The following is a 13570-nucleotide window of genomic DNA, read 5'->3' as shown; positions in this document are numbered from 1 at the left end:
GAATACACACAAAGTAGGTGCCCTAATGTCAGAGCATTACTTTTCGGAAAATCCTCAATCTAAAAGTTCACCCAAGAAATGGAATTACCAATTACGAGGCAAAATTTACACATTTGAAAGTGATTATGGTGTTTTTTCAAAAAATGAAGTGGATTTTGGCTCACGTTTACTGATTGAAACATTTAAGGAACCATTAATTTCAGGTGATTTTTTGGACCTGGGTTGTGGTTACGGCCCGATTGGAATTACATTAGCTGATTGTTATAACGATCGAAACGTGATTTTGACAGACATTAACGAACGCGCTATCAAGCTTGCCCAAAAAAATGCTGACTATAATAAAGTAGGAAATGCAGAATTTGTGCAAAGTGATCGTTTTAGTAATCTAACAAACCGTTCATTTGCTGCTATACTGACAAATCCACCGGTTAGAGCAGGAAAAAAAGTAGTTCATCAAATGTTTGAAGATAGTAAGAATGCTTTATTACGGCATGGCCAATTGTGGGTAGTTATTCAGAAGAAGCAAGGTGCCCCCTCAGCTAAGGAAAAATTAAATGAATTATTTTTGAATGTTGAGGTAGTCGAGCGCGATAAAGGGTATTTTATATTGAAGGCTACAAATGATTGACCTTATAATTTACTTGTGTTAATATAGTAAAATGCTAACATGGGACTTCCTTTGTCAAGGAGGAATTTCATGAGAAATGAAACGTATAATTCATTGGTAATCGGAGACACTGTTAAAATCCCAAAAATTAAACACAGAAGGTTTTTATCAAAAGACTTGTTTTGCAGTTAAGGTTATTGACTGCATGCGAGCAGTTATAGCCAGCATTTCAAAGTGTAAGGGGTTCTGGGAAGGCAAATTACGCATTCGCAATACCCTCATAATGATAAGCCGTGTTTTCTAATATTTATAATTATATCACATTATAGCGTGTTATATTACTGATGAATGAAAAAAATTTACTTGTATAACTCCGAATTACAAGTTTGTTCAGCATGTTTTGCGGACAGTGGCATTTGGCTATTGTTTTTTCGCATCAACACAAAAATAGGATTCAAAAAACAACTGATTTAAGTAGTTTTAATCAGTTCGTTTTTGCTAAATATTATTAGTCATTTTTCAACAGAGCGTATTAACGCTTTAATAGTTTATGAAAAATGCTTGATTTGAGGGGTGAAGTTGTTGACAGGTCAACTAGTTCAGTATGGACGGCACCGCCAACGCAGGAGCTATGCGCGTATTAGCGAGGTGTTAGAATTACCAAATCTAATCGAGATTCAAACCGCTTCTTATGAGTGGTTTTTAGAAGAAGGTTTGAGAGAAATGTTTAAGGATATTTCTCCTATTGAAGATTTTACAGGCAACCTTTCTCTGGAATTTGTTGATTACAGTCTCGGAGAACCGAAATATCCTGTAGATGAATCAAAAGATCGAGATGTCACGTATAATGCTCCACTTCGCGTAAAGGTTCGTTTAATTAATAATGAGACCGGTGAAGTGAAGGAACAAGAAGTATTCATGGGTGATTTCCCACTTATGACAGACACAGGTACATTTATTATTAATGGGGCTGAACGTGTCATTGTTTCCCAGCTTGTACGTTCACCTAGTGTTTATTATAACGAAAAATTCGACAAAAACGGCAAACGCGGTGTTACAGCGACGGTTATTCCAAACCGTGGTGCATGGCTGGAATTTGAAACAGATGCCAAAGATGTCGCATATGTAAGAATTGATCGCACACGTAAATTGCCAATCACGGTACTTTTACGTGCACTTGGTTTTGGTTCCGACCAGGAAATCATTGATCTGCTGGGTGAAAGCGAGTACCTTAAGAATACATTGGAAAAAGATAATACAGAAACAACGGATAAAGCCTTGTTAGAAATCTATGAACGTCTGCGCCCTGGTGAACCGCCAACAGTAGATAATGCAAAGAGCTTGCTGGTTTCACGCTTCTTTGATCCGAAGCGTTATGACCTGGCACATGTAGGTCGCTATAAAATGAATAAAAAGCTCGATATTAAAAATCGCCTGTTTAATCAAGTGCTGGCTGAACCGGTTGTTGATCCGGAAACTGGTGAAGTTTTAGCGCAAAAAGGTGACAAATTAGAGCGTAAACTACTAGATAAGATAATTCCATATTTGGAACAAGATGAAGAGAAACTCGGTGAAAAAAGCGTTGAACTGCAGGAAGGCGTTCTTGACGATCCGATTCTTGTACAATCCATTAAAATAGTAGACCCTACTGATCCAAGTGGTGAAAGAGAACTAAATGTTATTGGCAATGCTGGTGTGGACAGAGACGTTAAGAATATAATGCCTGCTGACATTCTATCAGCGGTAAACTATTTCTTTAACCTGCTCCACCATGTTGGAGGCACAGATGACATAGACCATCTGGGTAACCGCAGACTTCGTTCTGTTGGGGAATTACTGCAAAATCAATTCCGTATCGGTTTATCTCGTATGGAACGTGTTGTGCGTGAAAGAATGTCGATTCAGGATACATCTAGTATTACGCCACAACAACTAATTAATATTCGACCTGTGATCGCTTCGATTAAGGAATTCTTCGGCAGTTCACAGTTATCGCAGTTTATGGACCAAACAAATCCATTAGCAGAATTAACGCATAAGCGTCGTTTGTCTGCCTTGGGACCAGGTGGTTTGACACGTGAGCGCGCAGGATTCGAAGTTCGTGACGTTCACTATTCTCACTATGGCCGTATGTGTCCGATTGAGACGCCAGAGGGACCAAACATTGGTTTAATAAACTCGTTGTCCAGCTATGCGAAAGTTAATGAATTTGGCTTTATTGAAACGCCTTATCGCCGAGTTGACCCTGAAACAGGCAAGGTAACAGCACGAATTGATTACCTTACAGCAGACGAGGAAGATAATTACGTTGTAGCTCAGGCGAATGCTCGTTTAAACGAAGATGGCAGTTTTACAGATGATGAAGTTATTGCGCGTTTCCGTGGTGAGAATACAGCTGTACCGCGTGAACAACTTGATTACATGGATGTATCTCCTAAACAAGTAGTTTCAGCTGCCACAGCATGTATTCCATTCCTGGAAAACGATGACTCGAACCGTGCATTAATGGGGGCTAACATGCAACGTCAGGCAGTACCATTGTTGCAACCTGAAGCACCTGTTGTTGGGACTGGAATGGAATATGTTTCCGGGAAAGACTCGGGCGCAGCGATTATTTGCAGTAATGAAGGTGTTGTCGAACGCGTAGAAGCAAAAGAAGTTCATGTTCGTCGTATTTCTGAAGTAGACGGAAAAGAAGTAAAAGGTGATCTAGACACTTATCGTTTGCAAAAATATATTCGTTCGAACCAAGGAAGCTGTTACAACCAACGTCCTATCGTAAGCCAAGGAGATCGTGTTACAAAAGGCGAAATTCTTGCAGATGGCCCTTCAATGGAAGATGGGGAACTTGCGTTAGGCCGAAATGTCCTAACAGGCTTCATGACTTGGGAAGGTTATAACTACGAAGATGCGATTATCATGAGCGAACGACTTGTTAAGGATGACGTTTATACTTCAATTCATATAGAAGAGTACGAATCTGAAGCTCGTGATACAAAACTCGGGCCTGAGGAAATCACCAGAGACATTCCGAATGTTGGCGAGGATGCCTTGAAGGACCTGGATGAAGAAGGAATCATTCGTGTAGGTGCTGAAGTTTCGGATGGAGATATCCTGGTTGGTAAGGTTACACCTAAAGGGGTAACTGAACTATCTGCTGAAGAACGTTTGCTACATGCAATCTTTGGTGAAAAAGCACGTGAAGTTCGTGATACATCCTTACGAGTACCTCATGGTGCTGGCGGAATTGTTCTGGATGTAAAAATCTTTAACCGTGAAGATGGCGATGAACTCCCACCAGGTGTTAATCAGCTTGTTCGAGCATATATTGTTCAGAAACGTAAGATATCTGAAGGTGACAAAATGGCCGGACGACATGGTAACAAAGGTGTTATTTCCAAAATATTGCCTGAAGAAGATATGCCGTTCTTACCAGATGGGACACCAATCGACATTATGCTTAATCCACTAGGTGTACCATCACGTATGAATATCGGACAGGTGTTCGAAATGCACTTGGGTATGGCCGCGCGCCAGCTTGGCCTCCATGTTGCAACACCGGTATTTGATGGCGCAACAGAGCAAGACGTATGGGATACACTAGAAGAAGCCGGTATGCCAAAAGACGCTAAGACGATTTTATATGATGGAAGAACGGGAGAGCCGTTTGACAATCGTATATCAGTAGGTGTCATGTATATGATTAAACTTGCACACATGGTTGATGACAAGTTGCACGCTCGTTCAACAGGTCCATATTCACTTGTGACACAGCAACCGCTAGGCGGTAAAGCGCAATTTGGCGGACAGCGTTTCGGTGAAATGGAAGTTTGGGCATTGGAAGCGTACGGTGCTGCTTATACACTTCAGGAAATCCTGACGGTTAAATCAGATGATATTGTCGGCCGTGTGAAAACGTATGAGTCAATCGTTAAAGGTGATAATGTTGCTGAGCCAGGTGTGCCAGAATCCTTTAAAGTCCTAATTAAGGAATTACAAAGTCTTGGCATGGACGTTAAGATGCTCGCAAGCGATGAATCTGAAATAGAAATGCGTGATCTGGAAGAAGAAGAAACGCAAGCAGCAAGTAAACTGAACTTAGAAGTAGAAGGCAACTAAAAACAACGGAGTGTTGACTCCATTCAGGATCAGCACTTCCGTTTATATAATTCTAAGTAATTGGTAAAATCGGACACTAAAAGGGAGGTAGGCCCCTTGCTAGATGTAAATAACTTTGAGTATATGAAAATAGGTTTAGCTTCATCAGAAAAAATACGCTCTTGGTCATACGGCGAGGTCAAAAAACCAGAAACGATTAACTACCGCACATTGAAACCAGAGAAAGATGGGTTATTTTGTGAACGTATTTTCGGCCCGCAAAAGGACTGGGAATGTCATTGCGGAAAATATAAGCGTGTACGGTATAAAGGCGTTGTTTGTGATCGATGTGGTGTAGAAGTTACGAAAGCTAAAGTACGACGTGAGCGTATGGGACATATTGAATTAGCTGCACCAGTATCACATATCTGGTATTTTAAAGGAATTCCGAGTCGAATGGGTCTCGTATTAGATATGTCACCACGTGCGTTAGAAGAAGTAATTTATTTTGCTGCGTATATTGTTACAGAAACAGGAGATACACCATTAGAGAAAAAACAGCTTCTATCTGAAAAAGAGTATCGCGCATATTATGACAAATATGGCAAAACATTCAAGGCGCAAATGGGTGCTGAAGCGATTCGCAAGCTTCTGCAGGATATCGATCTTGAAAAAGAAGTTGAAGCATTGCAAGAAGAGCTGAAAACAGCCCAAGGACAACGCAGAACCCGTGCGATCAAACGTTTAGATGTGTTAGAGGCATTTCGCCATTCAGGTAATGATACATCATGGATGGTTCTTGATGTACTTCCAATTATTCCACCAGAAATTCGTCCAATGGTACAGCTTGATGGTGGGCGCTTTGCCACATCCGATCTGAACGATTTATATCGTCGTGTTATTAACCGTAATAATCGTTTGAAACGTTTATTGGATCTTGGCGCACCAAGTATTATTGTGCAAAACGAGAAACGTATGCTGCAAGAAGCTGTTGACGCATTGGTTGATAATGGTCGTCGTGGCCGTCCTGTTACAGGTCCGGGAAACAGACCGTTAAAATCCTTGTCTCATATGTTAAAAGGTAAACAAGGCCGTTTCCGTCAGAATCTACTTGGTAAACGTGTAGACTATTCCGGTCGTTCGGTAATTGTTGTAGGTCCAAGTCTAAAAATGTATCAGTGTGGTTTGCCGAAAGAAATGGCACTTGAGTTATTTAAGCCATTTATTATGAAAGAACTCGTTGAAAGAGGAATAGCTCATAATATTAAATCGGCAAAACGCAAGATTGAACGCGTGCATCCAGATGTTTGGGATGTATTGGAAGAAGTTATTAAAGAGCACCCTGTATTGCTTAACCGTGCTCCAACGTTGCACCGTTTAGGTATTCAGGCGTTCGAACCTACATTGGTAGAAGGGCGGGCGATCCGTCTTCACCCATTAGTATGTACAGCATATAACGCTGACTTTGACGGTGACCAAATGGCGGTCCACGTGCCACTATCAGCAGAGGCTCAAGCCGAAGCACGTATTCTGATGCTTGCTGCTCAGAACATTTTAAATCCAAAAGATGGTAAACCAGTTGTAACACCATCGCAGGATATGGTGTTAGGAAACTATTACGTGACGCTAGAACGTGAGAATGCAATTGGAGAAGGAAGCGTATTTAAAGATCTCAATGAGGCGCTGATAGCTTATCAAAATGGCTATGTTCATTTACACACAAGAGTTGCCGTGCAGGCATCTAGCTTGAACAAAAGATCATTTACGGATGAACAGCAGACCCAATTGTTAATAACGACAGTAGGTAAGCTTATCTTTAATGAGATATTACCAGAGTCGTTCCCGTATATAAATGAACCAACAAATGACAACCTGGAAATTAAAACGCCAGGAAAGTATTTTGTTGAAAAAGGAACAAATATTAAAGAAGAAATTAAAACACGTGAGATTATTCCTCCATTTAAGAAAGGAATACTTGGAGATATAATTGCTGAAGTGTTTAAACGGTTTAAAATTAGCGAAACGTCAAAAATGCTTGACCGCATGAAAGACCTTGGATTCAGTTATTCCACAAAAGCAGGCATGACTGTTGGTGTGTCTGATATCGTTGTATTAGCTGAAAAACAAACGATAATTGATGAGTCACAAACTAAAGTTGATACTGTATCTAAACAGTTCAGACGTGGTTTAATCACAGACGAAGAGCGTTATGACCGAGTTATAGCTATCTGGTCTAAAGCAAAAGACGATATTCAGGAACGTTTGATGCAATCACTTAACCCAAGAAACCCAATATTTATGATGAGTGATTCAGGTGCAAGAGGTAACGCATCTAACTTTACACAGCTTGCAGGTATGCGTGGTTTAATGGCCAACCCGGCTGGTAAAATCATTGAATTACCGATCAAATCAAGCTTCCGTGAAGGTTTAACAGTGTTGGAATACTTTATTTCTACACACGGTGCTCGTAAAGGTCTTGCCGATACAGCACTGAAAACAGCTGACTCTGGTTACTTAACTCGTCGTCTGGTAGATGTAGCACAGGATGTAATCATTCGTGAAGACGATTGTGGTACAGATCGCGGATTAACTGTTTCAGCCTTAACAGATGGAACGGAATTAATCGAACCACTGTTGGATCGCCTTATCGGACGTACAGCGTTTGAAAAAGTTAGCCATCCAGAAACGGGCGAAGTCATTGTGGATATCAATGAAGTTATTTCAGAAGATCAAGCGAAACAAATTATCGAAGCAGGGCACGAGCAAGTAATAATAAGAACTGCTTTCACATGTAATACAAAACATGGCGTTTGTAAGAAATGTTATGGTCGTAACCTAGCAACTGGCGACGAGGTAGAAGTTGGTGAAGCGGTAGGTATTATTGCTGCACAATCTATCGGTGAGCCAGGTACACAGCTTACTATGCGTACATTCCACACAGGTGGGGTTGCAGGAGACGATATTACACAAGGTCTACCGCGTATTCAGGAACTGGTCGAAGCGCGTAATCCTAAAGGGCAAGCAGTTATCAGTGAAGTTCACGGTACTGTCCATGAAATAAAAGAAGTCAAAGATAAGCAGGAAATTGTTGTTCAAGGTGATGTAGAACAGCGCTCCTATCCTGTTCCGTACAATGCACGCATGAAAGTAACTGTTGGTGATCAAGTAGTTGCTGGTCAAGAGCTTACTGAAGGTTCTGTTGATCCAAAAGAACTTCTTCGTGCACAAGGCGTTGAGGGAGTTCAGTCTTACTTGTTACGTGAAGTACAGCGCGTATACCGCATGCAAGGTGTTGAAATCGGGGATAAACACGTTGAAGTAATGGTTCGCCAAATGCTTCGTAAAATTCGTGTTGTTGAATCCGGAGATACAAATGTACTTCCTGGGTCATTACTCGAAATTCACCAATTTAAGGATGCGAATAATGCAGTATTACAGGAAGGAAAACAACCAGCTGTTGGTAAACCTGTATTACTGGGAATCACAAAAGCGTCACTGGAAACTGATTCATTCTTATCAGCTGCATCCTTCCAGGAAACAACTCGTGTGTTAACGGATGCTGCCATTAAAGGTAAACGTGACGAACTGCTGGGACTTAAAGAGAATGTTATTATAGGTAAGCTGGTTCCTGCCGGGACAGGGATGAACCGTTACCGAAAGATTAAGTCATCTTTAGATCAACCAGAAGAAACTGCAGAAGTAGAAGAAGAAACAGAAGCAGTTAAATAACCATTTTTAAAACAAGTGACTAAAATTCGGGAACACTTTTAAAATAGTAAAATTTCAGTTGACATTAAAAAACGAGAATGATACTATATTTAAGGTGTTTCCGATTCTACTTGGCAGCTAAGAAAGTATTAATCCTTTCTTACTGCATAAGTGAAACTAAGGCACTCGCCATAAAGGCTAGGTGAATGCCGAGTTTTCTAATTACTTTGGAGGATATGCTAATGTCTTATGAAAAAGTAACCCAGGTTCAAACACAGTTGATAATCGGAACGAAGCAAACACTTAAAGCTATGAAAAATGGTGATGTAAGTGAAGTTTTTATTGCTGATGATGCAGACCAACAAATCACACAAAAGGTAGAGCGTTTAGCTAATGAGCTGGATGTGCCTTGTCACCGTGTTGATTCGATGGAACGACTAGGCGCTGCTTGCGGCATAGACGTTGGTGCATCGACAGTAGCAGTAAAACAATAAAGGTTTTGGCGATGTTTTTCGCGAAGGCTTTGTTTTTTGCTAAAGGATGAACCACCTGGATATGTGGGATTACAAATAACCAAAAATTGGGTGGCAACTGGTTTTTACTAGCTTATAAATAAGAAGGGAGGATAACAATTATGCCTACAATAAATCAACTTGTACGTAAAGGTCGTGTAAACAAACCAAGAAAGTCTGACTCTCCTGCACTTAATAGAGGGTACAACAGCTTCAAGAAAAGAGCTACAGATGAAAATTCACCACACAAACGTGGCGTTTGTACACGTGTTGGTACATTAACACCGAAGAAACCGAACTCTGCACTTCGTAAGTATGCACGTGTTCGTTTGTCTAACAACATGGAGGTAACTGCATATATTCCTGGAATTGGACACAATCTACAGGAGCACAGTGTAGTATTAATTCGTGGCGGTCGTGTTAAAGACTTACCGGGTGTTCGTTACCACATTGTACGTGGAGCGCTTGATACCGCTGGTGTAGAAGGCCGTGCTCAAGGCCGTTCTAAATATGGTGCGAAAAAACCTAAGAAATAATTTTATAATATAGATATAGGAAAGGAGGGGGGACATATGCCACGTAAAGGACCAGTACCTAAACGCGATGTCTTGCCAGATCCGCTTTATAATTCAAAGCTAGTTACACGTTTAATCAATCAAATCATGATAGACGGTAAAAGAGGTAAAGCACAAAAAATTCTTTATAATGCGTTTGAACTTGTTGCAGAAAGAAGTGGACAAAACGCAATGGAAGTTTTTGAACAAGCAATGAAGAATGTAATGCCAGTACTTGAGGTTCGTGCACGTCGTGTTGGTGGTTCAAACTACCAGGTACCGATGGAAGTACGCCCGGAACGCCGTCAAGCACTAGGTTTACGTTATGTTGTTAATTACTCACGTCTTCGCGGAGAAAAAACAATGGAAGAGCGACTTGCTAATGAAATTCTTGATGCTTCCAACAACACAGGATCATCAGTTAAAAAACGCGAAGAATTGCATAAGATGGCTGAAGCAAACAAAGCATTTGCTCACTATCGCTGGTAATAAAACAAAATAAAGATTTTAACAGGAAGGAGAAGAATACATGGCTAGAGAGTTCTCCTTGGAAAAGACGCGTAATCTTGGTATTATGGCACACATTGATGCAGGTAAGACCACTACTACTGAGCGTATTCTTTTCTATACAGGACGTATTCATAAAATTGGTGAAACTCACGAAGGCGCTTCTCAAATGGACTGGATGGAGCAGGAACAAGAGCGCGGAATTACAATCACATCTGCAGCAACTACTGCTCAATGGAAAGGTTTTCGTATAAACATTATAGATACACCAGGACACGTAGACTTCACAGTAGAAGTTGAACGTTCACTGCGTGTACTTGATGGTGCGGTAACGGTTCTTGATGCGCAATCAGGTGTGGAACCACAAACCGAAACTGTATGGCGCCAGGCTACGACTTACGGTGTGCCTAGAGTGGTATTCATTAACAAGATGGATAAAGTGGGTGCGGATTTCCTTTACTCCACTAATACACTTAAAGAACGTTTAGGTGCTAATGCTCATCCGGTTCAGCTGCCAATTGGTGCTGAGGATGATTTTGAGGGTATTATTGACCTCATTACAATGGAAGCTTACTATTATCTTGATGATCTCGGTACACGTGCAGAAGCGCGCGAGATTCCAGCAGAATACAAAGAAAAAGCAGCCGAACTTCGTGCTAGCTTAGTAGAAGCTGTATCTGAACTTGACGAAGAGCTTATGATGAAGTATCTAGAAGGAGAAGAAATCTCCAACGATGAACTTAAAAAAGCAATTCGTACAGCGACACTAAACATTGAGTTTTACCCAGTATTTGTTGGTTCAGCATTTAAAAACAAGGGTGTTCAATTGATGTTGGATGGTGTAATAGATTATCTTCCAGCACCAACTGATGTACCGCCAATTGAAGGTAAAATCCCTGGAACGGAAGAGGAAGTAGTTCGTGAATCATCTGATGACGCTCCTTTTTCTGCGCTGGCATTTAAAGTGGCTACAGATCCATTCGTTGGTAAGTTAACATTCTTCCGCGTATATTCTGGAACGTTATCTGCTGGTTCTTATGTTAAAAACTCAGTAAAAGATAAGCGTGAACGTGTAGGACGTATCCTGCAAATGCACGCAAATTCCCGTGAAGAAATCTCGACTGTATATGCCGGAGAGATTGCTGCTGGAGTTGGTTTAAAAGATACATCAACAGGGGATACACTTTGTGCTGAGAAGGATCTTGTAATCCTGGAATCAATGGACTTCCCTGAACCGGTAATCGGTGTTGCAATTGAACCTAAAACGAAAGCTGACCAAGACAAAATGGCAATTGCTTTAGGTAAACTTGCTGAAGAGGATCCTACATTCCGAACAGAAACAGACGTTGAAACTGGTCAAACCATCATTTCTGGTATGGGTGAGCTGCACCTTGACATTATCGTTGATCGTCTGAAAAGAGAATTTAAGGTAGAAGCAACAGTTGGTGCACCACAGGTAGCATACCGTGAAACATTCCGTGGATCAGCTGAAGTTGAAGGTAAATTCGTACGTCAGTCTGGTGGTCGTGGACAATACGGTCACGTTTGGGTTAAATTTGAACCAAACGAAGAAGGTGCAGGCTTCGAATTTACGAATAAAATCGTTGGTGGTGTTGTACCACGTGAATACATTCCTTCTGTTGAACAAGGTATTAAAGAGTCAACAGAAAATGGTGTATTAGCTGGTTACCCACTGATCGATATTAAAGCAACACTTTATGATGGAAGCTATCATGACGTTGACTCAAACGAGATGGCATTTAAAATAGCTGGTTCAATGGCCTTGAAGGCTGCTAAAAATAAATGTCAGCCAGTTTTGTTAGAGCCTATGATGAAAGTGGAAATCGTTATCCCTGAAGAATACATGGGGGATATCATGGGTGATGTCACGTCTCGTCGTGGACGTGTAGAAGGAATGGAACCACGCGGACCAGCACAACTTGTAAAATCATTTGTACCCCTTTCAGAAATGTTTGGTTATGCAACTGCATTACGTTCAAACACGCAAGGCCGCGGGACATTCACAATGCATTTTGATCACTATGAACAAGTGCCAAAAAGCATTTCAGAAGAAATAGTCAAGAAAAATGCTGGTGAATAATTGATTTTTTTGTAATTCTGAAGTATAACTTTTATTGAAGGCTAAGAAATAACAGTAATTGTTATTTCTTAGCTGAACATAAAAAATAAAAACAAACTTTTACTTATTTAAGGAGGAACTATAAATGGCTAAAGAAAAGTTCGATCGCTCAAAAAGTCACGTAAACATTGGTACAATTGGACACGTTGACCATGGTAAAACGACATTAACTGCTGCAATTACTACTACATTGCACAAACAATCTGGTGAAGGTACTGCAATGGCATTTGACCAAATTGACCATGCTCCAGAAGAAAGAGAACGCGGTATTACAATCGCAACATCTCACGTTGAGTATGAAACTGAATCTCGTCACTATGCTCACGTTGACTGCCCTGGACACGCTGACTATGTTAAAAACATGATTACTGGTGCAGCACAAATGGATGGTGCTATTCTTGTAGTATCTGCTGCTGACGGCCCTATGCCACAAACACGTGAACACATTTTGCTTTCACGCAACGTTGGTGTTCCGGCAATTGTTGTTTTCCTAAACAAAACAGATATGGTAGACGACGAAGAATTACTAGAACTAGTTGAAATGGAAGTTCGTGATCTATTAACAGAATATGACTTCCCTGGTGACGATATCCCAGTAATTAAAGGTTCTGCACTTAAAGCTCTTGAAGGAGATGCAGATTACGAAGAGAAAATCTTCGAACTTATGGCTGCAGTTGATGAGTATATTCCAACTCCAGAACGTGACCATGACAAGCCATTCATGATGCCAGTTGAGGACGTATTCTCAATTACTGGTCGTGGTACAGTTGCAACAGGCCGTGTTGAACGTGGGTCAATTAAAGTTGGTGACGATGTTGAGATTATCGGTCTTGCTGAAGCACCATCAAAAAGTACTGTAACTGGTGTTGAAATGTTCCGTAAGCTTCTTGATTACGCTGAAGCAGGTGACAACATCGGTGCACTTCTTCGTGGGGTATCACGTGATGATATCAACCGTGGTCAAGTACTAGCTAAGCCAGGTTCAATCACACCACATACAAATTTTAAAGCTGAAGTTTATGTTCTATCTAAAGAAGAAGGTGGACGTCATACTCCATTCTTCGCTAACTATCGTCCACAGTTCTACTTCCGTACAACTGACGTAACTGGAGTTATTCAACTTCCAGAAGGAGTAGAAATGGTAATGCCTGGCGATAACATCGAAATGGATGTTGAGCTAATTTCACAAATCGCTATTGAAGACGGTACACGTTTCTCAATCCGTGAAGGCGGACGTACTGTTGGATCAGGCGTTGTAACTTCAATTCAAAAATAATTATGTTAAATAAAAAGCAGACAGCGTGACGACGCTGTCTGTTTTTTGGGCTCTAAAATATTTGTTGGGGTATTGGCAAAATTCCAACCAATAAAAAAAGCACGCAAGCTCCTTATTTGATAAACTTTGTTTATACCACTAAACAAAACAAAAAGGAGTTGCGTGTAA

The 13570-nt window shown here is 40.8% G+C and carries 8 protein-coding genes; all 8 read left to right on the top strand.

The features are described from left to right. Nucleotides 1-25: 25 nt before the first annotated feature. Nucleotides 26-628: a class I SAM-dependent methyltransferase gene (locus ACE1TG_RS19185; RefSeq protein WP_375054011.1), complete on the top strand. Its 603-nt coding sequence runs from the start codon at nt 26-28 to the stop codon at nt 626-628. A 561-nt stretch (nt 629-1189) separates the two neighbouring features. After that, entirely contained in the window at nt 1190-4726 is a 3537-nt protein-coding gene (gene rpoB, locus ACE1TG_RS19180) for a DNA-directed RNA polymerase subunit beta (protein WP_375054010.1), read from the top strand. Between the two features lie 96 nt (nt 4727-4822). After that, nucleotides 4823-8434: a DNA-directed RNA polymerase subunit beta' gene (rpoC, locus tag ACE1TG_RS19175; protein ID WP_375054009.1), complete on the top strand. Its 3612-nt coding sequence runs from the start codon at nt 4823-4825 to the stop codon at nt 8432-8434. A gap of 221 nt (nt 8435-8655) precedes the next feature. After that, complete coding sequence (locus tag ACE1TG_RS19170; protein WP_375054029.1) at nt 8656-8907, top strand: 50S ribosomal protein L7ae-like protein; 252 nt, start codon at nt 8656-8658, stop codon at nt 8905-8907. 140 nt (nt 8908-9047) lie between these two features. After that, nucleotides 9048-9461, top strand: a complete 414-nt coding sequence (gene rpsL, locus ACE1TG_RS19165) for a 30S ribosomal protein S12 (RefSeq protein WP_375054008.1) — start codon at nt 9048-9050, stop codon at nt 9459-9461. 36 nt (nt 9462-9497) lie between these two features. Beyond that, a complete protein-coding gene (gene rpsG / locus ACE1TG_RS19160; RefSeq protein ID WP_092494517.1) occupies nt 9498-9968 on the top strand; it encodes a 30S ribosomal protein S7 in 471 nt (156 codons plus the stop codon). A 40-nt stretch (nt 9969-10008) separates the two neighbouring features. After that, nucleotides 10009-12087 carry an elongation factor G gene (gene fusA, locus ACE1TG_RS19155; protein WP_375054007.1) on the top strand — a complete coding sequence of 693 codons (2079 nt, stop codon included), beginning with the start codon at nt 10009-10011 and terminating at the stop codon, nt 12085-12087. A 124-nt stretch (nt 12088-12211) separates the two neighbouring features. Then, nucleotides 12212-13402 (top strand): elongation factor Tu, encoded by a 1191-nt coding sequence (gene tuf / locus ACE1TG_RS19150; RefSeq protein WP_375054006.1) that lies wholly within the window; start codon nt 12212-12214, stop codon nt 13400-13402. Nucleotides 13403-13570 lie beyond the last annotated feature (168 nt).

The organism is Virgibacillus sp. JSM 102003, from assembly GCF_041949995.1.
Taxonomy (GTDB): Bacteria; Bacillota; Bacilli; order Bacillales; family Amphibacillaceae; genus Lentibacillus.
The sequence above is the reverse complement of the archived record's forward strand: the minus strand, read 5'-3'. Positions and strand labels throughout refer to the sequence as shown.